This is a genomic window from Corynebacterium sp. LaCa_70 (assembly GCF_058182015.1).
On record NZ_CP190914.1, the window covers coordinates 486,927 to 509,132 of the forward strand.

Below are 22,206 nucleotides of genomic sequence, written 5' to 3' on the forward strand. Positions count from 1 at the left end.
GTCATCGAAAAGAGCCTGGCTAAGGCTAGGTAAACCGGCTGATTGATGCCGTGGCGAGCACAGAAACAAAAACACTCAGTGGTTACCTAAAAAGCTCGCAGTGACCTAATATAAATACACGTAATTAATTGGCATTTTCTGCACCTTCAGCGTGCTCTTAAGAGTCGTGCTGCTGGCGCGGCAAATGCTTTCGTAATTAGGAGGAATTATGACCGCTGTGGCGCCACGGCTTGATGATTACGTCGAGCCAACTCGCCCCCAGCCAACGGGGCATGAACGCACCGGGTCTAAGGCTTTGACAATTCTTTCAACCACCGACCACAAGCAGCTGGGCATCATGTACTTGATCATGTCCTTCAGCTTCTTCTTCCTCGGTGGTTTGATGGCACTGTTGATCCGTGCCGAATTGTTCACCCCTGGCCTGCAGATGCTGTCCAACGAGCAGTTCAACCAGCTGTTCACTATGCACGGCACCGTGATGCTGCTGCTGTTCGCTACCCCGGTTGTGTGGGGTTTCGCTAACTACATCCTGCCGCTGCAGATCGGCGCACCAGATGTGGCTTTCCCGCGACTGAACGCCTTTGGTTTCTGGATCACCACCATCGGTGGCTTCGTCATGCTGGCTGGGTTCCTGACCCCAGGTGGTGCCGCTGACTTCGGTTGGACGATGTACATGCCTTTGGCGGACTCGATCCACACCCCAGGTTTGGGCGCTGACTTCTGGATCGTCGGTGTTGGCGCTACCGGTGTCGGTACCATCGCTTCGGCCGTGAACATGCTGACCACCCTGCTGACTCTGCGCGCACCGGGCATGACCATGTTCCGTATGCCAGTGTTCTGCTGGACCATCATGGTTGCCGCCATCCTGGCGCTGATGATCTTCCCAGTTCTGACCGCTGCCGCACTGGGTGTTTTGTATGACCGCCAGCTCGGCGGCCACATCTACGAGCCTGCCAACGGTGGCGCCATCCTGTGGCAGCACCTGTTCTGGTTCTTCGGCCACCCAGAGGTGTACGTTCTGGCGATCCCATTCTTCGGTGTGATCTCCGAGATCGTTCCAGTCTTTTCCCGCAAGCCAGTCTTCGGCTACATCGGCTTGGTCTTCGCGACGCTCTCCATCGGTGGTATGTCGATGGCAGTGTGGGCACACCACATGTTCGTTACCGGCGCCATCTTGCTGCCGTTCTTCTCGTTCATGACCTTCCTGATCGCCATCCCAACCGGTATGAAGTTCTTCAACTGGGTCGGCACCATGTGGAAGGGCCACATCACTTGGGAAACCCCAATGATCTGGGCCATGGGCTTTTTGACCACCTTCCTGTTCGGTGGTATGACCGGTGTCATGCTGGCTTCGCCACCACTGGATTTCCACCTGGCAGAGTCCTACTTCCTGATCGCTCACTTCCACTACACCCTGTTCGGTACCGTTGTGTTCTCCGCCTTCGCAGGTCTGTACTTCTGGTTCCCGAAGATGACCGGTCGTATGCTGGACGAGCGCCTCGGCAAGATCCACTTCTGGTTGACCTTCATCGGCTTCCACGGCACCTTCCTGGTGCAGCACTGGGTCGGCAACATGGGTATGCCACGTCGTTACGCTGACTACCTGGACTCTGACGGATTCACCATCTACAACCAGATCTCCACCGTCTTCGCCTTCGTGCTGGGTGCCTCTGTTATCCCACTGGTATGGAACGTCTTTAAGTCCTGGCGCTACGGTGAGGTCGTCACCGTCGACGATCCATGGGGCTACGGCAACTCCCTGGAGTGGGCAACCTCGTGCCCACCACCACGCCACAACTTCGTGTCGATGCCTCGCATCCGTTCGGAGCGTCCAGCATTCGAGCTGCACTACCCACACATGGTCGAGCGTATGCGCGCCGAAGCACACTCTGGTGCTCACGAGTCCGGAGCACACGAAGACCCACGTCAGGTTGCACAACCGGCAGGTGCACACGCCAAAAGCTAGTGCATACAAGCAATGCAAGAGCGTGCGGAAAACACGTTCTCGCGTTGCACCTAGGCACAGCAGAATTAAACGGTATGGTTCTGGGCAAAACAGCCACAGCGGTTGCGCCAGAACCAACTAGTACCTGCTAGCAAGCCAACCCCCGCGCCCATCCACTCCTAGTGGGCAGCGGGGGTTTCGCTTATTCTAGAAACGGCCGGACCGGCAACATTTCGTTATCGCGTAACAGAATTGAGGAACCTGTGAACCAACCAGAGCCCGACACGACGCACACGACGGCTACAACACCCGCGACGGCTACGGCCGCCACGGCGGGCACGGCGGCCACGGTGGCTACGAAAGTTGAGCCCACCGTGCGTTTGCAGGAGGGGCTTCGTTCTGCAGTAGTAATCGTCAGCGGCAAAGACCAAAAAGGTGTCTCCGCGGAATTTTTCCGCGTGCTCGCTCATTACGGAGTCCAGCTCTTGGACGTACAGCAGTCGGAATTCTTGGGCCATTTGCAACTGGCAGCATTCACCGGAATCAAAGACGAATATTTCGCAGAACTATCCGAGGCATTGACTGATGCATTAACTCCGCTGGGCCAGCAGGTGACCATTGAGTATTCGGCTACGAACGAAGGGACTCCTGCGCCTGCCCCGCGTTCCACCCACGTGGTCGTGGTGTTAGGTAATCCGGTCACGGCACAGGCGATTTCGGCGATCGGTGCGACCTTGGCGAAGCACGGCGCGAATATCGACCGCATGCGCGGCATCGCCGATTATCCAGTGACCGGGCTAGAAATTTTCGTCTCGGTGGCCAACCCAGCACCAGGTGCTAGTGAAAACCTACGCGCCGCTTTAGCGCAACTGACCAGCAACCTGGGCGTCGATATCGCTATCGAGCGTGCTGGCTTGGCGCGTCGCGGTAAACGATTGGTCTGCTTCGACTGCGATTCCACGCTGATTACCGGTGAGGTCATCGAAATGTTGGCTGCACACGCGGGAAGGGAAGCGGAAGTAGCAGAGGTGACCGAGCGAGCGATGCGCGGTGAGTTGGACTTTGAAGAATCGCTGCGTGAGCGAGTGAAGGCACTGGCCGGATTGGACGCCTCTGTGGTGCAGGAGGTTGCTGACGCCATCGAACTAACCCCAGGTGCGCGCACCACGCTGCGCACGCTGAACCGCATGGGCTACCGCACTGCGGTGGTCTCTGGTGGCTTTATTCAGGTCTTGGAGGATCTCGCGGAAGAACTTGAGCTGGATTACGTGCGGGCAAACACCCTGGAGATTGAAAACGGCAAGCTCACAGGCCGGGTGATTGGCCAAGTGGTGGATCGGGCCGCGAAAGCAAACTTCTTGGCGGAATTTGCGGCTGATTCGGGCCTGACGATGGCACAAACCGTGGCTGTCGGCGACGGTGCCAATGACATCGACATGATCTCTGCCGCTGGTCTGGGTGTGGCCTTCAATGCGAAGCCGGCATTGCGGGAAATCGCGGATACGTCGGTAAGCCACCCGTTTTTGGATGAGGTGCTCTACATCATGGGCATCCCACGCACAGAGATCGATACCTCGGACCGCGAAGACGGCAGCTACCGTCGCGTCGCATTGGACTAGCTTTGCACCAACCTTTTCAGCGCACCCAGCACCGTGTTTTTATCTTGGGTGCGCCAAAAAGGCGGCAGCGACGATAATAAAAACTGCCCGTAGCGTTTCGTGACCACACGGTTGTCCAAAACCGCGACCACACCGCGGTCGGTCACCGACCGCAACAAACGCCCCGCACCCTGCGCCATCAACAGCGCGGCATGGGTAGCAGAGACTTCCATAAAACCGTTTCGTCCCGCTGCTTGGGCTGCCTCCGAGCGCGCTTGCAGCAGTGGATTATCGGGCCGCGGAAACGGGATGCGATCCATCAACACCAGCGAGCACGCCTTGCCGGGCACGTCCACGCCTTGCCACAGCGTCAAAGTGCCAAACAGCACCGAGTGCTCTTTTGCCGCAAACTTTTCGACGAGCGCTCCAATCGAATCCTCGCCCTGCACATAGACCGGGAAAGGCAACTTCGGGCGCAACTCGTCGGCCGCCTGCACTGCTGCGCGTTTCGACGAAAACAAGCCCAGCGTGCGCCCACCGGCCGCCATGATCAGCTCGCGCATCTCTTCCAGTGTTTCTGGTGCCAGGCCATCTCGGCCCGGCTGCGGCAGATGCTTCGGAGCATACAAAATCCCGGACTTTGCCGGATTGAACGGGGTGCCAGCATCCAAGCTGTCCCACTTACCCTTGGGCAAACCCCACTGTGCACCCATGGCGTCGAAACGCCCGCCCAAGGTGAGCGTGGCAGAGGTCAGCACCACGGTGTTTTCGCCGAAGAGCCGATCCCGCAGCAAATCCGCCACCGACAACGGGGCGACCTGCAGTGTGTCGCCGTAGCGCTCATTGCGATCCAACCAGACCACATCGTCTTGGGCGGCCGGGTCGTCGGTATCGAAGACTTCCTGGATCCGGTGCACGGTCTCTTCGAGTGTGGCCAAGTGATTGCGCAGATTATTGCGCTCGGCGGCGGTTTCTGGTTCGTTGGTGGCTTCGCCTTCTGGGGCGTCTTTCAAGGTGGCACGCAGCGACGACAACAGCTCCGCGATGGCGCTCAGTTCTGAATCCGCGGCCTGATCCAATTCCGTCCAGCGCCCGTCGGGAAGATCTTCTGTGGTAATCCGCCATTGCTCGGCGAGATCCTTCAGACGGGAATCCTTGCCTTCCGCGCCAAGCGGCCCGGCGCGATTAGCGGCCAGCGTTAGCGAGCGCGGGGAGAGTTCCGCTGTGGTTGCAGAAGTAATCCGGGCGTCGAGTTCGTGGGCCTCGTCGATGATGACGCACTCGTGTTCGGGGAGGGTATCGATCTCCGAGATGGCGTCGATGGCGAGCATGGCGTGGTTCGTGACGACGACGTCGACTTCGCGGGCTTCCTGGCGGGCGAGTTCGGCGAAACACTCTACGCCGTGTGGGCAGCGCGAAGCGCCGAGGCATTCTTGGGAGCTGACAGAAACGTGCCGCCAGGCGGCATCGCTGACGCTGGTGTCTAGGTCATCGCGGTCGCCGGTCTCGGTTTCTTGGGCCCAGTTGTGCAGGGTGGCGATTTGTTTGCCTAGCCAGGTGATTGGTTGCGGGTTGCCGGAGCGTGCGGGGGTTTCGCTGGCAGCTTCTTCGGCTGTATGCCCGGTAGCTGCAGCGGCATCAGTGGCAGCTGCAGCCGCATCTTCGGCAGCAGCTTCTAATTCCGGTTCCAGTTGGGCTTGCGCGATTTTGTTCATGCACAGGTAGTTGGACCGGCCCTTCATAATTGCGAACGTTGGCCGCCGTTCCATCACAGGCTCCAGGGCGTCGGCTAGCCGAGGTAGGTCGCGTTCGATGAGCTGGCGCTGCAAAGCCAGGGTCGCGGTGGACACGATGACGCAGGTATCGGTTTCTTGCGCGTGGCGAAACGCCGGGACCAGGTAGGCCAGGGATTTTCCGGTGCCGGTGCCGGCCTGGACTGCCAAGTGGCGCCCGGAACCTAGGGCGGATTCGACGGCGTTGGCCATCCGCCGCTGGCCCGGCCGATCTGCACCACCGAAACCGCTCACGGCAGTGGCGAGAAGTTCTTCGGTGCTGGTGGTGCCGTTGCTGGCGTTGTTCCCGGTGCTGTTGCTAGTGCTGGCAGGCTCCATTTAGAACCCAGCCAGACGCGTCGGTACCGCAGGTTCACCACGGCCCAAAGCCAACCCTTCCCACGGCAGGCTGGCGATGCCTGCTGAGACTAGTTCGCGGGAGGCATGCAGATCATCCAGGCCGTCGACGATCTCGCCGTCGCGGATCAATGGAACCGTCAATTCGCGGATTTCTGTACCGGAATGCGCAGGTATCTCGCCGCCAAGCGGGTAGATGATTTCTTCCACGGCCACTCCGGTTTCACGGTACGTGCGCACGCCGGCTTTGGTGCCGCCGTCGGAGACTTTTCCGGACGAACGTTTCGAAACGGGTTTGCCCTCGACTTCCACCAGCTTGTACACCAGCGATGCCGTCGGTGAGCCAGAGCCAGTGACCACGGAGGTGCCGACGCCGAAGACATCGACGGGGTCACCGCGCAAACCAGCGATGGCGAATTCATCCAGGTCAGAAGAGACCACGATTTTGGTGTTGGTCGCTCCGAGCCCATCAAGCTGTTTGCGCACCCGGCGGGTTAGTGCGCCCAAGTCGCCGGAGTCGATACGCACGCCGCCAAGCTCCGTGCCCGCAACAGCGACCGCGTTTTCTACTCCCTGGGTGATATCGAAGGTATCGACCAGTAGCGTCGTCGATGCACCGTGGCGTTGCACCTGCGCAGCAAAAGCCGATTTTTCATCCGGCTGGCCGTTCTCGTCGACGTGTAACAGGGTCCATGCGTGCGCGGCTGTGCCCTGCGCCGGAATGCCGTAGCGGCTGGCAGCTTCCAGGTTAGAGGTGGCGTCGAACCCAGCGAGATAAGCCGCGCGGGCAGCAGTGACCGCAGCGTATTCGTGGGTGCGCCGCGAGCCCATTTCCAGCATGAAGCGCCCGTCCGCAGCGCAGACCATGCGGGCAGCGGCAGAGGCCACAGCAGAATCCGCGTTCAAAATGGACAGCACGACGGTTTCCAATACGACGCATTCGGCGAAGGTCCCGCGGACCGTCACAATGGGGGAAGACGGGAAGTAGAGCTCGCCTTCGCGGTAGCCATCTACCTGGCCGCGGAAACGATAATTACGCAGGTACTCGATGGTTTCCGGTTGCAGGAAATCGAGCTGTTCCAGTTGTTTTTCAGTGAAGCGGAAATCGCGGATTGCTTCCAGCACTCGCGCCGTGCCAGCGACGATGCCGTAGCGGCGCTCGGTGGGCAAGCGCCGGGTGAAAACCTCGAAGGTGACGTTGCGGAAGGCGGTGCCGTCGGCAAGCGCGGCTTCGAGCATCGTCAGCTCGTATTTATCGGTTAATAGCGCGGTGGAAGCGGCAGGATGCTGCAATGAATTCACACTCGCTAAGGATACACCCGGCATTCTTGCCGACGGCTGGTGGCTGCGGGAGGGTTGCGCGGGTTCATCGGCCCCGGAGGTTTCAGACTTCTTGAGCTGTTTGGGTTTCTAGTACGCAGAAATCGCGGGGGCGAGTCAGTAAACTAGCAATCATGAATACGCGCAAGTCTGAGGTTCACGAGTCGGAAGTTTCTGTAGAACGAGAAACCTCCGCCATGGAAGTGCACGCATCGAGCCCAATGGCCAGCCCCGAGCTGGATGAAGAAATTGACGTTGAGGTTGCTACGAGTGCGAACCTGCCGTGGATGTGCATCGTCTGGGATGACCCCGTCAACCTCATGAGCTATGTGACCTACGTGTTCCAAACCGTGCTGGGTTATTCGAAATCCCGCGCGCAGGAGCTGATGATGCAGGTGCACTCGGAAGGCAAAGCCGTGGTGACCTCCGGTGAGCGCGATAAGGTGGAAGCCGATGTGAAAAAGCTGCACACCGCTGGGCTGTGGGCGACGATGCAGCAAGCGGGCTAATCCCCGGCGCGATATTCCGAGCAATTAAGGACTAGAGGAGCTTTCGAGACCATGCAACCGTGGCGTAAGAAGAAGGGCCTGCGACGCAGCCCGAAATTCCAGACCGTTCTCGACCCCATTGAGCGTGAAGCCCTGGGCGATATTATCGCCGCTGTCGTGGAAGCGATTATCGCCCGCGCGCAGTCCGCGCCGAAAGACGAGCTGGCTGAGATGATGGATATGCCTTCCGGCCACAAAGAAGCGCCGGACGATCCCGCACTGGCGCGGTTGTTCCCGGATTTTCAGCGCGAAGGCGACGAGGAATACGACGGCGATCGCTCCCTGTTGCGTTCGTTGCACGAAAATGACATTGCGCGTGCCAAGCTACAAAACCTGCAGTTGGTCTCCGAAAAGGTCAATGACGGTGTGGAAATTAGCGTGGATGAATCCGAGGTGCAGGCCTTTGTTGCGGGCCTGAACGACGCCCGGTTGTATCTGGCGAATACCGATAAGAAAGTCTCAGAGCTGATCTCAGACCGGGATGCGCTGGTGGAATGGTTGGCGTATAACCAGGATTCGCTGCTCACCGCCATGATGGAAGACTAAAAGACTAGATGCGTATGTCGAACCGGTCGGAAATGGACTTTTGCCCCGGTGTGGGCATCGGGCATGTAAGCCTCGGTGATACCGGGGTGAGTGTGCTGAGCTTCGCTGCAGCTGGTTCTGGTGCAGGCGCGGTGGCCAGCGTTGACGTGCGCGGCGGCGGCCCCGGAACCCGCGAGACAGACTTGCTGGCGCCAGAAAATACCGTCGGTGCGGTACAAGCGATTGTGCTGGCCGGCGGTTCTGCGTATGGGCTGGCTGCTGCCGACGGCGCGATGGCGGAGTTGGAATCACGCGGGGCTGGTTTTCGCGTTTTCGGCCCGGATAGCGATGGGCCAGTGGTGCCGATCGTACCCGCGGCGGTGATTTTTGATCTTGCCGTAGGCGATCCACAACACCGACCGACCGCGGCAGACGGGCAGCGTGCTACTGCTCGTGCGTTGGACAACTTCGATGGCGCTGCAAGCACAGTGGTGACAAACAAAGTGTCGACAAGCACAGCGTCGGCAAGCAAGGCGTCGACAAGCAACATCGGTGCTGGCTGTGGAGCTACCGCTGGAAAGCTACGCGGCGGATTCGGCCAAGCCAGCCGGGAAGCTGCAGGCTACCGGGTCTCTGCCGCGGTAGTAGCCAACCCCGTCGGTGAGGTCGTCGATGCAGCTACGGGCAGATTGTTCGGTGCCCCGGAGCGCGCACCTGTGGACCCGGAAAAATTCGCGGACCTGCCCAGTCCAGCCGCATCACTGAATACCACCATCGGGGTGATCGCTACCAACGCGCCGCTTGCCAAAGCGCAGTTACGCAGGTTGGCGATGTGCGGCCACGATGGGATTTCCTGGGCCGTACGGCCTGCCCACAGCCCGTTGGATGGGGACACGCTGTTTGCAGTCTCAACAGCGTCGGAAGAATCAGCGGCGCAAGAAACAGCTCTGGAAGAAACAGCGAGCACCACAGAAACAATGACCACAGAAACGATGACTGCCCTGTGCGCGGCAAGTTCCCAGGTGGTCTGCGATGCCATTGTGCATGCCGTGGTCCATGCGGAACCCGGTTACGGCTTGCCGACGTACTCGCAGCTGGCTAAGCCAGCGAATTCCTCGAATTAGGAGAATGACCAGCCGATGGAACCAAGTTTTCGCCGACCACCCCGTGACAGTTTCCGCCAGTACAACCCGAATTACACCGGACCGGGAAACACTGGCCACACCGGGGGGATGATGCCGTATCACGCGAACCAACCGGCCCGCCGCGGTGGAGCAGGACCGGCGCGGCTAGGCGTCGGCCAGCGTTTACAAGCGGGCACATCCTATGCCGTGGCCTATGTCGTCGTGATTTGGGCGGTGCATATCGTCAACCAGTATGTGCTCGGCGGATCGCTGCTGGCTTACGGTGTCCACCCGCTGGATACCACAGCGTGGTGGACGGTGTTTACGGCGCCGCTGATTCATGGCAACTTCGCGCACTTGATTTCTAATACCATCCCCGGGGCATTATTCACTTTCGTGATTGCGGCCTCGGGCAAGCACGTGTGGCTGAAATCGACGTTGATCATCACCCTGGTTGCAGGCATGGGCACGTGGCTGATCGGTGGCGTGGGCACGGTGCATATCGGTGCTTCAGGTGTTCTCTACGGGTGGTTTGCCTACTTGTTGGTGCGCGGCATTTTCAATCGCAGCATGGCACAACTGGCGATCGGTGTGGTCATTGCCAGCGTGTACTCGGGATTGATCTGGGGGATCTTCCCGACGATGCCGGGCGTGTCCTGGCAGGCGCACCTGTGCGGATTCATCGGTGGCATCATTGCCGGATTCATGGTGCGCAACACGAAATAGCCAGCGGCAGTGGGCGTGTGCGCACGACTGCCTGTCTGCCCGTAGGCGTCGGCAAGACTGCGTAACCTGATTTTGTGCAGCCGCTAAACTACAACCCGTGAGCACATCCGAGACCACCAGCGAGAGCCCCGTACTAAGCACGTTGTCTGCGCCCATGAGCAACCGCACCCCGCGCGAGCTGGACCGGGAAGCACCGATCGGGATTTTTGACTCCGGTGTCGGTGGGTTGACGGTAGCGCGCACCATCATGGATCAGTTGCCGAATGAATCGGTGCTGTATATCGGTGATACCGCGCACGGCCCTTATGGCCCATTGCCGATTGCCCAAGTGAGAAGCCACGCCCAGCGGGTCGCCGATGAGCTGGTGGAACGTGGGTGCAAAATGCTGGTCATCGCCTGCAACACCGCCACCGCAGCTTTCTTGCATGATGCGCGGGAGCGTTACGACGTCCCCGTCGTCGAGGTTATCCAACCCGCGGTACGTCGTGCGATGGCGACTACCCGAAACGGCAAGATCGGCGTCATTGGTACCGAAGGAACCGTGAAATCGGGTGCCTACCAAGATATGTTCCGGCTCAACCCGGCGGTGACGGCCCAGGCGGTGGCATGCCCGTCGTTCGTGGATTTCGTTGAGCGCGGTATTACCTCCGGTCGGCAGATTTTGGGGGTGGCCCAAGGCTATGTGGAACCGCTGCAATCGGCAGGCGTCGACACGCTCGTGCTGGGCTGCACACATTATCCGCTGCTCTCCGGTGTGCTGCAGCTGGCGATTGGCGAGAGCGTCACGCTGGTCTCGTCGGCGGAGGAGACCGCGAAAGATGTGCTGCGGCGGCTGACCGAGTTGGACCTGTTGGCTACCGGGAAAAATCAACAGCGCGTTTTTGAGTCTACGGGCGATCCAGAGAAATTCGCGGAACTTTCCCAGCGGTTTTTGGGTCTGGGCGTGGGGGAGGTCACTCAATCTGCAACGGGCGTCGGCAAGGCCTAAACTATGAGAATCGAGTAAAAAGTTGTCAGCGATTAACTGACAGCTGTGATGAAGCTGGGATGCAACTGGGATAGACGTCATGAAACTCACAGTCCTTGGATCTTCTGGATCGGTACCCGCGCCGGGCAATCCGGCCAGCGGGTATTTGCTGACGTTTAGTGATCCTTCGGCTTCTCCGATTGTGGTGGATTTTGGTTCCGGCGTGTTCGCTGCGCTACAAGAAATCGGCGAGCCCGGCGATTGCCACATGGTACTGAGCCACATGCATGCAGATCATTGCAGCGATTTTCCCGGTTTGCTGGTGTGGCGTCGTTTTCATCCCACTCGGGGCGCTAGTCGACGTCACCGCCTGTTGGGGCCCAGCCACACGGTCACGCATCTGGGTCGGATGAGTGGCAATTTCTTGGACGAGGTCGACGATCTTTCCGATACTTTCAAGTTCCAGCCTTTCCAACACGGGGTGCCGCAGGTTTTTGAACAAGCCACGATCACCCCGTATCGCACCGTGCACCCGACGGAGACTTTCGCGCTGCGCATTGAAGATCACGCCAGCGGCAAGGTGATCGCGTATTCGGCGGATACTGCATATACCGAAGACTTGGTGGATTGCGCGCGCGACGCCGAATATTTCTTGTGTGAAGCCGCGTGGGGGGCCAGCGCAGCAGATAAAATTTCCGGTATGCACATGTCCGGTGCTGATGCCGGCGAACTGGCTACCGCAGCCGGGGTGCGCAACCTTGTGTTGACGCACCTGCAGCCCTGGGGTGATACTGCCGCGACCGTGCAGGCAGCGGAAAACTATTTTGCGGGCCCGGTCCAGGTGGCTTTGCCGGGCAACGAATACACGCTCTAAACCGGCACCGCGCGCGGGTATGCTGGCAGGCATGTCTGATTTTCAGCGAGCTGATCAACGTGCCCTTGACGAACTGCGCCCAGTGCGCATCACCCGTGGTTTTACCTCCAACCCGGCTGGTTCCGTGTTGGTCGAATTCGGTAATACCCGCGTGATGTGTACGGCTTCGGTGTCGGAAGGCGTGCCGCGTTTCAAGAAATTCTCCGGCGAAGGCTGGTTGACCGCCGAGTATGCGATGCTGCCTTCTGCTACCCACGAGCGTATGCCACGCGAGTCCATGCGCGGCAAAGTCAAAGGCCGCACCCACGAGATTTCCCGCTTGGTGGGCCGTGCGTTGCGTGCCGCGGTGGATCTGGGTGAGCTGGGCGAGAACACCATCAACCTGGACTGCGACGTACTGCAGGCTGACGGTGGTACCCGTACTGCCGCAATCACTGGTGCTTATGTGGCGCTTGCCGACGCCATCGCCGTGCTGCAAGACCAGGGTGTGGTTCCGGGCGAGCCGCTGCTGGATCCGATTGCTGCGATCTCCGTGGGCATTATCGACGGCCACGTGTGCCTGGATCTGCCGTATGAGGAAGATTCCCGGGCGGAAGTCGACCTGAACGTGGTGATGGATGCGCACGGCGATTTCGTGGAGATCCAGGGCACCGGCGAAAACGGCGTCTTTGGCCGTGATGAGTTGGACGAGATGCTCGATGTTGCGCAAAAAGGCTGCTACGAGTTGATCGAGGCGCAGCGTAAAGCGTTGGCACAGCCGTTACCTGTAGCTGCTGGTGCGCAGTCAGGTGCCCATGATGACGATCGGGGAGGCGATGCCTAGTGCGCATCCTGGTTGCTTCGAATAACCAGAAGAAACTGGCTGAGCTGCGTAAGATCGTCGCCGAGGCCCCGGAATTGGCCGATCTTGGCGACGTCGAGGTTATCGGCACCGCGGATGCCCCGGCCTATGATGAGCCGGTGGAAGACGGCCGTACTTTCGCCGATAACGCGTTGATTAAAGCGCGCGCTGGGGCGAAAAACACCGGGCTTATCACCATCGCGGATGATTCCGGCCTGGCCGTCGACGAGCTCAATGGCATGCCGGGTGTGTTGTCTGCGCGCTGGTGTGGCGAGCACGGCAATGATGCTGCGAATAACGAATTGTTATTGGCCCAGCTTGCTGATGTCCCGGTTGAGCGCCGCAGCTGCGCATTCGTGTCCGTGTGCGCGCTGGTGACCCCGGATGGGGCCGAGCACGTGGTGGAAGGCCGTTGGGAAGGCCAGCTGTTGCGCAGCCCGCGCGGGGAAAATGGGTTTGGTTATGACCCGCTGTTTGTCCCGGATACAGAAATCGCGCAGGTCGGCAGCATCGAGCAGGCGCGGAGTTCTGCGCAGTTAAGCCCGGAAGAGAAAAACGCCGCCTCGCACCGGGGCAAGGCGTTGGCGCAGCTGGTGCCGACACTGGCGGATTTGCTGCGCTAAATGGTGAATGGGTGGCATAGACGCCAGCCAGTGACTCGCAGGTGCCTGCCTTTTACCAAGACAGTCACCGGACTGCTACCTGACAGCCACCGAGCTGCTACCGGACGTCGGCAAGCTGAAATTGGGTAGTGATTTCTTTGCGACGTTTGGCTTCCATCCAGAACGAGAAAAACGGCACCACGCCGGATAGTGCGGTGCTCAGCCATTTCACCGGCTCCCAGCGGGCCTTTAGCCCCAGGTTGATCACGCTGAGCACGAACCCGGCATAAATCCAACCATGGGCAACGCCGATATAGCGCGCCCACACGGGGATCTCAAGGCCCAGGATGTATTCGCTGATCATGCGGCCGACCAAGAACAGCAGGAAGAAACCAGTGATAAATGCTAGCGCCGAGAAAATGGTCAGTGCGCTGCGCACGCGTTTTTGCCGCTCGGGGTTGATGGATTTCTGAGTGCTCACTAGCTGTCCTTTTTCTGGGTTGAATGCTGTTGATGCGCTTGTCGACGACGCGCTGCCGGGTCTGCCAGCTTATTGAACGCTTCCACGTTATCGTTGCGTCGGGTGGGCAGGAAGTCGTCGTCGATGGCGGTGACTTGTTGTTCTAGCTTGTGTCTATCCGCGACATAGGGCTGGTTGTCGGTCGCGGGGTCATTTTCTTCGGCCAGTTTCTCGTTTTCGTAGCGCAGGATCATACGGTAGGCAAATACCGCAAAGGCCGCGAATAATGGCCACTGAAGTGCGTAGCCGAGGTTTTGGAAGGTGCCGGAACCGGATTGGAATCGGGTCCATTGCCACCAGGCCAGCCCGAAGAAACAGATGACGACGATGGCGAGCAGGATGATGTGCCACCACCGCACGCGGATGGTGGTGCGCTTGTCATTCTGCGAGTCCTTCACGGCTTCAAGGTTACCGAACTAGGTGCCGGAGTTGGCGGTAGCCGTGGTGTGCGCTAAACTATATTTTCGCAAGCGCCCGTGGCGGAATTGGCAGACGCGCTGGATTTAGGTTCCAGTGTCTTCGGACGTGTGAGTTCAAGTCTCACCGGGCGCACATTTTTAACCCCCGTTTAACCCGGTTTAATCCGCGTTGCGGTTCCGCGCCGTGCTGCAAGCTGTGTTGGCCCGTTGGCTCCCTTTTAACCCAGGGTAACCTCTTTTCGCCGTCTTTTCGTGGTCTCGGAATCTAAGGTTGTGTCATTTTTGCAAATAGGGACTAAAAAAGACGGGTTTAAGGCGCACTATTTGTAAAAATGCACCATCAACTGAGTTAAGTGGCAAGACTCAGGGCCGCGGAGATCTTGCACCCGTTCGCATCCTGGTCAATATTTTTGGCATGTTCCAGATTTTCCCATCTACTCAAATGGAACAAAACCTGGGACACTTCATCCTCTCTTTGTATCCAATGTTTCCATATTTTGCTCCGCGGGTACTGCGCTGGGGATTTTGTTCCGGGGGTACAGCCCTGGGGGATACTTAAAAAGCGTTGACCATGTATGAACTTACATAATTATTTTCGCTAGGCGCACACGGTCGCTATCGCGGACGACGCAAAACTGCGATGAGGAAGTCGGAGTCAGTATCGAATGGCTCGATGTTGAAACTAGATAGCAGCAGATCTTGTGCGAAACCAGCCGCAGTACACGAATCCAGGAATTCGCTGAAGCCCCAACCGCGGCCAGCGCCAAAGGCCAATACTGCGCGACCGCCCGGGCGCAATGGCGCATAGAGATTCTCGATGGCATGCTCGCGATCTACTGGATCAATAAAGCCAAGTACGTTGCCGACGCTAAAAACCACGTCGAAGCTGCCGCGCATGTGCCCTAGCTCGGGCTGATCGTACAAAGTGGTAGAACCCAGATCGCCGACGTGCCATTCGCCGTTCGGGAAATCGTGCTTCGCATGGTTAATAAGCACCGGGTCCAGATCGATTCCGGCGACGGTGTGGCCGCGGTCAATCAATGGGCCGCCGGCACGCCCGGTGCCGCACCCAGCGTCGAGAATTCTTGCGCCGCGTGGGCTCAACGCGTCGATAAAACGCGCCTCGCCGTCGATGTCTTTGCCTTCTGCGACGAAGCGTTTCCAGCGCGCAGCGTAGTTTTCTGAGTGCGACGGATTGTTACGGGTGAGGTCATTCCAGGTAGGCATGGCTCCATTCTAGTGCGTGGGCGTTGTGATTTACTGCGCGATCAGCTTGTTCATAAACCGCACCGCAATGGATGGTGCAAATCGTGCGGCGTAGCGAAGAAGCAGCGACGGCAGGCCTACCGAATACATGATGCGGCGGCGGATGAGCCCGTGGGATGGGTGCACTGCTTGCCAGATTTTGTCCGCGACTTGTTCGGGTGTCAGGTGTACACCCAGCCGTTTGATGGATTGTGCATCGCCGCTGGACAGTTTTGTTTTTGCCCATAGTGGCATGATGTTCACCACGCGGATATCGTCATTTTCCCACTCCAGATCCAGTGCTTGGCTAAAGCCCTGCACGTAAAATTTGGACGCCGAATATGGGACGATGTGCGGTTGCCCGTAAATGGAGGATGCCGATCCCATATTCACCAGGTGCGCACCGGGAGTTTTCTTTAAGTACTGGTGTGCGGCTCGTGCGCCTAAGGTGACGCCGGTGCAGTTGATGCTTACTTGGGCTGCGATCAGGTCAGGGTCTTGCTCAGTGATATCGCCAAAACCGATGACACCGGCGTTGTTGTCCAGGACGGTTAGTGTTCCGTCGGTATGCGCGGTGAAATCCGCCAGGGCATCTTCCCACTGCGCAGCGTCGGTGACATCCAGGTGTCCGATGATGAGCTGTGGGTATTCGGATTGGAACTGCTGCAGGCGCTCGTCGTCAATGTCATAGGCGCCGACCACCCACCCTGCGTCCAGGAACTTCTTGGCGACGGCCTTGCCGATGCCCGTTGCGCCCCCGGACACGAAAATGCTGCGTGGCGTGGCCCTGGTGGGAGAGTTGCTGGTTGCGGTTTGTGGGTTGGTGGATTTGTTCTGTGCTGGGCTCATGCTCATAGACTACGCCACATTTTTATTATTTGTGTTGCAACTAACAGGTTTGCGGAAATACAGCAAAGGGTTACGCAGACACCGGAAATGCGTTTAAATAGGAAAAGGATTAGCGATAGTACGCATGGCGCTCATGGTGTGTTGATTCTGGGTTGTCAGCCGACAGTCGCAGTTAGCCACTTGAGTAGACCTATGGGATGAGTAGACCTATTGGAAAGGACACGCGCATGATTTTGCTTTCGACGGTGGGGATTTTCCTCGTATTACTGATTTTGGTGGCCACGTCTTCGATTTTCACGGTGCAAACCCGGCAGGCCGCCGTGATCGAGCGGATGGGCAAATTTCACCATGTCGCGCATGCCGGGCTGAATATCAAAATCCCGTTCGTCGATAAGGTGCGTGATCGTATCTCGTTGCAGGTGCAACAGCTCGACGTGATGGTGGAGACCAAAACGCAAGACAATGTCTTCGTCCAGATCCCCGTCGCGGTGCAGTACCAAGTCGTGGAAGGCCGCGAGCGCGAGGCGTACTATTTACTGTCCAATCACGAACAGCAGATCATCGCCTACGTGCAGGATAATGTGCGTTCTTCCGTAGCAGGCATGAAGTTGGATGAATCGTTTTCTTCCAAGGATGATATTGCCCGTAACGTGGCGGAATCTCTGCGTGACAACATGGCGGAATATGGTTGGCATTTCGTCAATACCCTGGTCACGGATATTCGCCCGGATTCCAAGGTGCGCGATTCCATGAACGCCATCAACGCCGCCCAACGTGAACGTGATGCTGCGGTCTCGCAGGCAGAAGCCGAAAAGATCCGCGTGGTCAAAGAGGCCGAAGGTGCCGCTGAAGCCCGCCGATTGCAGGGCCGTGGTGTGGCTGATCAGCGCAAAGAGATCGTCGAAGGTATCGCTGCGCAGTACGAGTTGTTGCGCGAGGCGGGCATCGAGGAATCCCCGGAAGTGCTCATGTTGGTCTCGCAGTATTTGGATGCGATGGTTGATGTCGCCGGTAATGGCGGTTCGAATGTCATGTTCATGCCTAATAACCCGGGCGGTATGGGTGAGCTTTTCGATGGCATGCGTAATGTGTTGTACTCGACGCAGCTGAGTGCTGCTCATAAATCCCCGAAGACCAAGCGCTTTCCCCAGCAGCGCGACAACACCACGAAGGACTAGCCCGTGCCCGACACCGATGCGCCGTTGCCGCCTTCCCGGATGCCCGCCAGTGAGATTTCCGCGATCGATGCCCAGCACATTTGGCACCCGTATGCCGCCCCTGGCGAGCCGACCCGCGTGGTGCGCTCGACCGAGGGCATTTATCTCGAGCTTGCCGACGCCTCCACCACCGCAGCACCGGATACAACCGCAGAACACCTTGTGAAACCCGAATCACAGTGGGTGATTGATGGCATGAGTTCGTGGTGGGCTGCCTGCTTTGGCCATTCCCACCCGCGTTTGGTGGATGCGGCTCAGCGCCAGATTTCTGCAATGAGTCACGTTATGTTCGGCGGGCTGACACACCAACCTGCCGTGCAGTTGACGCAGAACTTGTTAGCTCTGACCGAAAACCGTTACCAACAGGTGTTTTATTCGGATTCCGGTTCGGTGTCGGTGGAAGTCGCGATCAAGATGGCGTTGCAGTACGCCCGCGGTAAAAACAGCGACAGCACGAGTACAAACACGAGCACAAGCACCCCGAATAAACTGTTGACCTGGCGCTCGGGCTATCACGGCGATACGTTCCAGGCGATGAGCGTGTGCGATCCGGATGGCGGCATGCACTCGCTGTGGAACGGGACGGTGAAAGAACAAGTTTTTGTCCCCGCACCGCCGACGCGTGGTGCTAGCCCAGAGCAGCGTGCCGATTACCTGCGCGTGGTCGAGGCGGCCATGACCGACGAGATCGCCGCGATGATTATCGAACCAGTGGTACAGGGCGCCGGAGGCATGCGCTTTCACGACCACGAGTTGCTGGTTGGCATCCGTGAACTGTGCACCAAGCACGGAATCGTTTTGATTGCCGATGAAATCGCTACCGGTTTTGGCCGTACCGGCGATCTATTTACCACCCATGCTGCTGGAATTACCCCGGATATTTTGTGCGTTGGCAAGGCCTTGACTGGTGGTTTTATGTCCTTGGCAGCCACGTTGGCGACGAAAGAAATCGCCGAAACTATGCAGCCTGCAGCGCTGATGCACGGACCGACGTTTATGGCCAACCCGTTGGCGTGTGCAGTAGCCAGCGAGGCGACAGCCATGATCCGGGAAGGCCACTGGCGTGAACAAGTCTCACGCATTGCGGCTCGGCTTGACGACGGGCTGGTTCCGCTACGCGAAATGCCAGGCGTGGCCGACGTCCGCGTGCTGGGGGCGATCGGCGTGGTGGAAATGGACCATGATGTGGACATGGCCACCGCCACCGCTGCCGCACTGTCGGCAGGGGTGTGGATTCGTCCCTTCGGGCGGCTGGTTTATACGATGCCACCGTATATTTGCACTGACGACGAGATTGCCACCATCTGCCGGGCGATAGCGCGTATCGTTGCAGCCTGCGGCAGCCCTGCGCAGGCTGCACACTAAACCAGCAAGAATAAAGGAATCTGCATGATCATTACTGGGACTGGCACGGGCGTCGGCAAGACCATCGCGGCGGCGGCACTGGGATGGGCCTGGCAGCAGCCGGTGCTCAAGCCTTTGCAGACTGGTGCGGATGACGACGCCGGGGTCGTAGAGAAATTCACCGGAATTGCCGGGGATGTCTACCGCAAGTACCCGGACCCGTTGGCTCCCAACCTAGCCGCCAAACGAGCTGAGATGCCGCAGGCTGATAGAGATGCTGTCGGCCAGTGGATCTCGGATTTTCGCGCGCAACACGGCATCTGTTTGGTGGAAGGTGCTGGTGGATTACTGGTGCGCCTGGGCACGGATGCGCGGGGCCGGGACTTCAGTGCGCTGGATTTGGCCAAAGACTTAGGTGAAAAACTCGTGGTGGTGACCAGCACTGGACTGGGTAGTTTGAATATGGCCGAGTTGACGGTGCGCACGGCAGAATCCGCTGGTGTGGAGGTCGCCGGGCTTGTTGGTGGCAGCGTGCCGGAAGAACCTGACTTGGCGACGCAGCTGAACATGCAGGAACTGCCCCGGGTGACTGGGAAAAATCTCTGGTTTAGCCTGCCGGAGGGCATTGGATCGTGCACACCGGAAGAATTTCGCGAGCGCGTCGACAAGCTCGGTGTTCCTGCCTTTCATTCCGTGGCGGGATTACCGCTGATGGGGCTGTAAGACATGCGCATTGCAATCGGTACTGATTTGGTGCATGTGCCTGGGCTGCGCGAGCAATTGGAGCTGCCGGGGTCGAGTTTTCGCCGGGTGTTTAGCGATTTTGAATGGCGCAGCGCGACGGCCAGTGCGCATGGGCGCTATGTGCATTTAGCGGGTCGCTGGGCGGCGAAAGAAGCATTCGTGAAGGCCTGGGCGCAGGCCCGGTATGGCAGTCCACCGTGGTTGGCAGAAGAAGAGATCGTGTGGTCCGCGATCACGGTGCGTCCGGATCGCTGGGGCAGATTAGCACTGGATTTTGCGCCAGAATTGCGGGCAGAAATCACGACGGCGCTCGGTGAATTCCAGCACAGCATCAGCATCAGCCACGATGGTGACTACGCCACCGCGACCTGTGTGCTGTACTACTAGGCCTTTAGCGTTATAGCGTTATAGCGTCGCCACGCTAAATAGGTAGGCAACCAGCATGCGCTTGGTCTCGTCGACGGTGCGGGCAAGTGCTGCAGGATCTTCGTCTTGCACGCCGTAATTCAGTAAAGAGACCACCGTGTGCACCAGCAAACCGGCCATCTCCAAGCGCGCATCTTCTGCCATTTCCGGTGCCAGCGGGCGCAATGCCTGGGCGATGATCGCCAGCATTTCCTGTTGTGTATCTGCGGCCGTCGCGCGGGTAGCCGGGGTGGATTGGATGGCATGCCACACGGCACGACGGGAAGGATCCTCGCTCCACATCCGGGCGAGGTGATCGATGAACCCTTCCAGCACCTCGGGCCACTGGGGCGCGGGAATCTGCTCAGAAAAAGACTGCAACGCGCCAATGGATTCTGCGGTATCGACGCGATCGAGTTCGCAGATCATCGCGTATTTATTCGCGAAAAACTGATAAAGCGTGCCGATTGGCACTTCGGCGCGGCGGGCAACCTCGTCGAAAGTGAAAGATTCAAAGCCGACGTCGACAAGTACGCTGCGCGCGGCCTGCAGGATGCGGTGAAAACGCTCCCGGCTACGCGCCTGCGACGGCCGACGCCGCGGCACCAGAATCTCTGACATCGGCTTTCGTCCTGCCTGTCTTCAACGTCGTTATGGTTGGTCGTGGTTTTGGTTTAGCTTTCCAGATCCGGCAAATCACGCACCACACGGGCGACGTGGCCGGTGGCTTTGACGTTGTACTGCGCCATCGCAATCGCGCCGTTGTTGACGATGAACGTGGAACGAATAACGCCCTGGACCTTCTTGCCATAGTTATTCTTCTCGCCGAATGCTCCGTAAGCTTCCATGACCTTCTTGTCGACGTCGGAAAGCAGCGGGAAGTTCAGGTCGTGGTCCTTTTTGAACTCCGCGAGTTTCTCCGGCTTGTCCGGCGAGATGCCGACGACGTCGATGCCTAGTTCATTGAGCTGACCCAAAGAATCGCGGAAGTCGCACGCTTCTTTGGTGCATCCAGGTGTGTTGGCCTTGGGATAGAAATAGACCAGTACCCGCGAATAATCCGAGAGTTTCGTGGTGCCGCCTTCGTCGTTCGGTAGCTCGAAATCGGGTGCAGCATCTCCTACGCCAAGTTGAATATTGCTCATACCCAACACAGTACCGGGTTAGCAGGCCACCGGGTAGGCGCAGAAAGGTAGTCTGACGTAGACTAGCTAACATAATTGCCAGGAAACTGTGAACAGTGAACGACAGCAGTGAATTAATAGGAGAGTGCACGTGGCACGGAAAATTGACGATATTCAGCGTGATATTGAACGCACCCGCAAGCAGCTGGCGGGAACGCTTGATGAGCTTGCACAGCGCACCAAGCCGTCGAACCTAGTTAATGATGCCAAATCCAATCTCCTGGAAAAACTGCAGGACCCGCAGGTGCAGAAAGTCCTGGCTGGTGTCGGTGCCGTTGTTGCCGCTGGCATTGCCTTCAACGTATTTAAAGGCCGCCAGCGCAAGAAAGATATTCACGAGCTCAAGCGCATGATCGTCGAACACGACGTCTAGCCCGTCACGCTTGTTTCACTAGGTCGCGCTCGTTGAAAAGCTAGTCGACGATCCTAGTCGACGATCTCCGCACCCGCGTCGCGCATTTCTTCGATAGCGCTGCGTTCTGTCTCCTTCGCTACCGGTGAGCACAGATCCCGCAGCACGCGCACGCGGGCTTGTGTTTGCGCGCATGCATCCAGCACCGTCGCGCGCACGCAATAATCGGTGGCAATGCCTGCAATATCCACCTGTGTAACGCCGCGTTCATTCAGCCATTCGGCTAATCCGGTGCCCTCGGAATTTGCGGCTTCGAATCCGGAATATGCTGCGGTGTATTCGCCTTTGCGGAAGATTGCGTCGAATTCCAGCGCGCTAACGCCGGGGTGTAGCTGTGCACCGTGGGAATCAGCGACGCAGTGTACTGGCCACGTGGTGGTGAAATTTGGTTCCTCACCTTCTGGCGCAAAGTGGGAGCCCGGATCGATGTGCCAGTCCATCGTCGCCACGACGTGATCGTAACCGCTGGTATCAAGTGCGCCAATGCGCGCTGCGACGTCGTCGCCATGCTCGGTGCCCAGGGAGCCTCCCGGGCAAAAATCGTTTTGCACATCGACGACGATCAGGGCGGTGTGCGCAGTGTTTTCTGGGGTATCAGTTGGGGTATCAGTGTTGTCGCTCATAGTTTTCCAGTCTAGTATTCCCCCGGCTGTTTGTTCACGTGCGTG

The 22,206-nt window shown here is 58.6% G+C and carries 24 protein-coding genes and 1 tRNA gene; 16 read left to right on the forward strand and 9 right to left on the reverse strand.

What is annotated here, in order from left to right; all coding sequences use genetic code 11:
- Window positions 1-208: 208 nt before the first annotated feature.
- Together ctaD and serB are read left to right on the forward strand one after the other, a co-directional pair.
- Entirely contained in the window at window positions 209-1,966 is a 1,758-nt protein-coding gene (gene ctaD, locus ACP8MI_RS02185) for an aa3-type cytochrome oxidase subunit I (RefSeq protein WP_018120870.1), read from the forward strand.
- Window positions 1,967-2,319: 353 nt separating this feature from the next.
- Window positions 2,320-3,564: a phosphoserine phosphatase SerB gene (serB, locus tag ACP8MI_RS02190; RefSeq protein ID WP_082148297.1), complete on the forward strand. Its 1,245-nt coding sequence runs from the start codon at window positions 2,320-2,322 to the stop codon at window positions 3,562-3,564.
- On the opposite strand, the gene ACP8MI_RS02195 is transcribed toward serB, so the two are convergent.
- Together ACP8MI_RS02195 and ACP8MI_RS02200 are read right to left on the reverse strand one after the other, a co-directional pair.
- The gene (locus ACP8MI_RS02195) at window positions 3,561-5,654 is read right to left on the reverse strand and encodes an ATP-dependent DNA helicase (RefSeq protein WP_284571895.1); all 2,094 of its coding nucleotides are present in this window, start codon (window positions 5,652-5,654) and stop codon (window positions 3,561-3,563) included. The two genes, serB and ACP8MI_RS02195, sit on opposite strands and share 4 nt — an antisense overlap.
- Complete coding sequence (locus ACP8MI_RS02200; protein ID WP_284571894.1) at window positions 5,655-6,998, reverse strand: nicotinate phosphoribosyltransferase; 1,344 nt, start codon at window positions 6,996-6,998, stop codon at window positions 5,655-5,657.
- Window positions 6,999-7,189: 191 nt separating this feature from the next.
- Between ACP8MI_RS02200 and clpS the strand changes: the two genes are divergently transcribed.
- The 8 genes from clpS (at window position 7,190) to ACP8MI_RS02240 (ending at window position 13,220) form a co-directional block, all read left to right on the forward strand.
- Entirely contained in the window at window positions 7,190-7,501 is a 312-nt protein-coding gene (clpS, locus tag ACP8MI_RS02205) for an ATP-dependent Clp protease adapter ClpS (protein WP_026167937.1), read from the forward strand.
- Between the two features lie 51 nt (window positions 7,502-7,552).
- Window positions 7,553-8,086, forward strand: coding sequence for a DUF2017 domain-containing protein (locus ACP8MI_RS02210; protein WP_018120876.1), 534 nt, complete (start codon window positions 7,553-7,555; stop codon window positions 8,084-8,086).
- Window positions 8,087-8,100: 14 nt separating this feature from the next.
- Window positions 8,101-9,189 carry a P1 family peptidase gene (locus ACP8MI_RS02215; protein ID WP_049167449.1) on the forward strand — a complete coding sequence of 363 codons (1,089 nt, stop codon included), beginning with the start codon at window positions 8,101-8,103 and terminating at the stop codon, window positions 9,187-9,189.
- A 15-nt stretch (window positions 9,190-9,204) separates the two neighbouring features.
- Window positions 9,205-9,915, forward strand: coding sequence for a rhomboid family intramembrane serine protease (locus tag ACP8MI_RS02220; protein WP_049167450.1), 711 nt, complete (start codon window positions 9,205-9,207; stop codon window positions 9,913-9,915).
- Window positions 9,916-10,069: 154 nt separating this feature from the next.
- Window positions 10,070-10,903, forward strand: coding sequence for a glutamate racemase (gene murI / locus ACP8MI_RS02225; RefSeq protein ID WP_018120879.1), 834 nt, complete (start codon window positions 10,070-10,072; stop codon window positions 10,901-10,903).
- A gap of 79 nt (window positions 10,904-10,982) precedes the next feature.
- Complete coding sequence (locus ACP8MI_RS02230) at window positions 10,983-11,756, forward strand: MBL fold metallo-hydrolase (RefSeq protein WP_284589664.1); 774 nt, start codon at window positions 10,983-10,985, stop codon at window positions 11,754-11,756.
- 31 nt (window positions 11,757-11,787) lie between these two features.
- Window positions 11,788-12,579 carry a ribonuclease PH gene (gene rph / locus ACP8MI_RS02235; RefSeq protein ID WP_065420621.1) on the forward strand — a complete coding sequence of 264 codons (792 nt, stop codon included), beginning with the start codon at window positions 11,788-11,790 and terminating at the stop codon, window positions 12,577-12,579.
- Window positions 12,579-13,220 (forward strand): non-canonical purine NTP pyrophosphatase, encoded by a 642-nt coding sequence (locus tag ACP8MI_RS02240; RefSeq protein WP_049167454.1) that lies wholly within the window; start codon window positions 12,579-12,581, stop codon window positions 13,218-13,220. The genes rph and ACP8MI_RS02240 overlap by 1 nt, the downstream gene beginning before the upstream one ends.
- A 97-nt stretch (window positions 13,221-13,317) precedes the next feature.
- Here the strand turns inward: ACP8MI_RS02240 and ACP8MI_RS02245 are convergent, their stop codons facing one another.
- Both ACP8MI_RS02245 and ACP8MI_RS02250 read right to left on the reverse strand, forming a co-directional pair.
- Entirely contained in the window at window positions 13,318-13,680 is a 363-nt protein-coding gene (locus tag ACP8MI_RS02245; RefSeq protein WP_049167455.1) for a DUF3817 domain-containing protein, read from the reverse strand.
- The gene (locus ACP8MI_RS02250) at window positions 13,680-14,117 is read right to left on the reverse strand and encodes a hypothetical protein (RefSeq protein WP_049167456.1); all 438 of its coding nucleotides are present in this window, start codon (window positions 14,115-14,117) and stop codon (window positions 13,680-13,682) included. Before ACP8MI_RS02250 ends, ACP8MI_RS02245 begins: the two co-directional genes overlap by 1 nt.
- 72 nt (window positions 14,118-14,189) lie before the next feature.
- Here ACP8MI_RS02250 and ACP8MI_RS02255 point away from each other — a divergent pair.
- Window positions 14,190-14,271: transfer RNA gene (locus ACP8MI_RS02255), tRNA-Leu, on the forward strand.
- 482 nt (window positions 14,272-14,753) lie between these two features.
- On the opposite strand, the gene ACP8MI_RS02260 is transcribed toward ACP8MI_RS02255, so the two are convergent.
- Together ACP8MI_RS02260 and ACP8MI_RS02265 are read right to left on the reverse strand one after the other, a co-directional pair.
- The gene (locus tag ACP8MI_RS02260; RefSeq protein ID WP_049167457.1) at window positions 14,754-15,365 is read right to left on the reverse strand and encodes a class I SAM-dependent methyltransferase; all 612 of its coding nucleotides are present in this window, start codon (window positions 15,363-15,365) and stop codon (window positions 14,754-14,756) included.
- 30 nt (window positions 15,366-15,395) lie between these two features.
- Complete coding sequence (locus ACP8MI_RS02265; RefSeq protein ID WP_239211004.1) at window positions 15,396-16,232, reverse strand: SDR family oxidoreductase; 837 nt, start codon at window positions 16,230-16,232, stop codon at window positions 15,396-15,398.
- A 197-nt stretch (window positions 16,233-16,429) separates the two neighbouring features.
- Between ACP8MI_RS02265 and ACP8MI_RS02270 the strand changes: the two genes are divergently transcribed.
- From ACP8MI_RS02270 to acpS, 4 genes are read left to right on the forward strand one after another with little or no spacing between them, the layout of a single operon-like run.
- Window positions 16,430-17,410: an SPFH domain-containing protein gene (locus ACP8MI_RS02270; protein WP_239658258.1), complete on the forward strand. Its 981-nt coding sequence runs from the start codon at window positions 16,430-16,432 to the stop codon at window positions 17,408-17,410.
- 39 nt (window positions 17,411-17,449) lie between these two features.
- On the forward strand, window positions 17,450-18,814 hold the full coding sequence (locus ACP8MI_RS02275; protein WP_284589723.1) for an adenosylmethionine--8-amino-7-oxononanoate transaminase: 1,365 nt from the start codon (window positions 17,450-17,452) through the stop codon (window positions 18,812-18,814).
- Window positions 18,815-18,838: 24 nt separating this feature from the next.
- The gene (gene bioD, locus ACP8MI_RS02280; protein WP_201809256.1) at window positions 18,839-19,516 is read left to right on the forward strand and encodes an ATP-dependent dethiobiotin synthetase BioD; all 678 of its coding nucleotides are present in this window, start codon (window positions 18,839-18,841) and stop codon (window positions 19,514-19,516) included.
- Window positions 19,517-19,519: 3 nt separating this feature from the next.
- On the forward strand, window positions 19,520-19,924 hold the full coding sequence (gene acpS / locus ACP8MI_RS02285) for a holo-ACP synthase AcpS (protein WP_049167461.1): 405 nt from the start codon (window positions 19,520-19,522) through the stop codon (window positions 19,922-19,924).
- Between the two features lie 18 nt (window positions 19,925-19,942).
- Here the strand turns inward: acpS and ACP8MI_RS02290 are convergent, their stop codons facing one another.
- Both ACP8MI_RS02290 and bcp read right to left on the reverse strand, forming a co-directional pair.
- Complete coding sequence (locus tag ACP8MI_RS02290; protein WP_018120894.1) at window positions 19,943-20,563, reverse strand: TetR/AcrR family transcriptional regulator; 621 nt, start codon at window positions 20,561-20,563, stop codon at window positions 19,943-19,945.
- Window positions 20,564-20,616: 53 nt separating this feature from the next.
- Window positions 20,617-21,087, reverse strand: coding sequence for a thioredoxin-dependent thiol peroxidase (bcp, locus tag ACP8MI_RS02295; protein ID WP_201809253.1), 471 nt, complete (start codon window positions 21,085-21,087; stop codon window positions 20,617-20,619).
- A 130-nt stretch (window positions 21,088-21,217) separates the two neighbouring features.
- Here bcp and ACP8MI_RS02300 point away from each other — a divergent pair, with 130 nt between their 5' ends.
- Window positions 21,218-21,499 (forward strand): DUF3618 domain-containing protein, encoded by a 282-nt coding sequence (locus tag ACP8MI_RS02300; protein ID WP_018120896.1) that lies wholly within the window; start codon window positions 21,218-21,220, stop codon window positions 21,497-21,499.
- Window positions 21,500-21,552: 53 nt separating this feature from the next.
- Here the strand turns inward: ACP8MI_RS02300 and ACP8MI_RS02305 are convergent, their stop codons facing one another.
- Window positions 21,553-22,161, reverse strand: a complete 609-nt coding sequence (locus ACP8MI_RS02305) for a nicotinamidase (RefSeq protein ID WP_284589702.1) — start codon at window positions 22,159-22,161, stop codon at window positions 21,553-21,555.
- Between the last annotated feature and the right edge of the window lie 45 nt (window positions 22,162-22,206).

Excerpts from the sequence above, each read along its gene's own strand:
- ACP8MI_RS02200 (WP_284571894.1), bottom strand. The coding sequence starts at position 6,998 with ATGCCGGGTGTATCCTTAGCGAGTGTGAATTCATTGCAGCATCCTGCC.
- ACP8MI_RS02260 (WP_049167457.1), bottom strand. The coding sequence starts at position 15,365 with ATGCCTACCTGGAATGACCTCACCCGTAACAATCCGTCGCACTCAGAA.
- acpS (WP_049167461.1), top strand. The coding sequence starts at position 19,520 with ATGCGCATTGCAATCGGTACTGATTTGGTGCATGTGCCTGGGCTGCGC.
- clpS (WP_026167937.1), top strand. The coding sequence starts at position 7,190 with ATGGAAGTGCACGCATCGAGCCCAATGGCCAGCCCCGAGCTGGATGAA.
- ACP8MI_RS02270 (WP_239658258.1), top strand. The coding sequence starts at position 16,430 with ATGAGTAGACCTATTGGAAAGGACACGCGCATGATTTTGCTTTCGACG.
- ACP8MI_RS02265 (WP_239211004.1), bottom strand. The coding sequence starts at position 16,232 with ATGAGCCCAGCACAGAACAAATCCACCAACCCACAAACCGCAACCAGC.
- ctaD (WP_018120870.1), top strand. The coding sequence starts at position 209 with ATGACCGCTGTGGCGCCACGGCTTGATGATTACGTCGAGCCAACTCGC.
- ACP8MI_RS02290 (WP_018120894.1), bottom strand. The coding sequence starts at position 20,563 with ATGTCAGAGATTCTGGTGCCGCGGCGTCGGCCGTCGCAGGCGCGTAGC.
- ACP8MI_RS02275 (WP_284589723.1), top strand. The coding sequence starts at position 17,450 with ATGCCCGCCAGTGAGATTTCCGCGATCGATGCCCAGCACATTTGGCAC.
- ACP8MI_RS02305 (WP_284589702.1), bottom strand. The coding sequence starts at position 22,161 with ATGAGCGACAACACTGATACCCCAACTGATACCCCAGAAAACACTGCG.
- ACP8MI_RS02210 (WP_018120876.1), top strand. The coding sequence starts at position 7,553 with ATGCAACCGTGGCGTAAGAAGAAGGGCCTGCGACGCAGCCCGAAATTC.
- murI (WP_018120879.1), top strand. The coding sequence starts at position 10,070 with ATGAGCAACCGCACCCCGCGCGAGCTGGACCGGGAAGCACCGATCGGG.
- ACP8MI_RS02230 (WP_284589664.1), top strand. The coding sequence starts at position 10,983 with ATGAAACTCACAGTCCTTGGATCTTCTGGATCGGTACCCGCGCCGGGC.
- ACP8MI_RS02215 (WP_049167449.1), top strand. The coding sequence starts at position 8,101 with ATGTCGAACCGGTCGGAAATGGACTTTTGCCCCGGTGTGGGCATCGGG.
- ACP8MI_RS02220 (WP_049167450.1), top strand. The coding sequence starts at position 9,205 with ATGGAACCAAGTTTTCGCCGACCACCCCGTGACAGTTTCCGCCAGTAC.
- ACP8MI_RS02195 (WP_284571895.1), bottom strand. The coding sequence starts at position 5,654 with ATGGAGCCTGCCAGCACTAGCAACAGCACCGGGAACAACGCCAGCAAC.
- bcp (WP_201809253.1), bottom strand. The coding sequence starts at position 21,087 with ATGAGCAATATTCAACTTGGCGTAGGAGATGCTGCACCCGATTTCGAG.
- rph (WP_065420621.1), top strand. The coding sequence starts at position 11,788 with ATGTCTGATTTTCAGCGAGCTGATCAACGTGCCCTTGACGAACTGCGC.
- bioD (WP_201809256.1), top strand. The coding sequence starts at position 18,839 with ATGATCATTACTGGGACTGGCACGGGCGTCGGCAAGACCATCGCGGCG.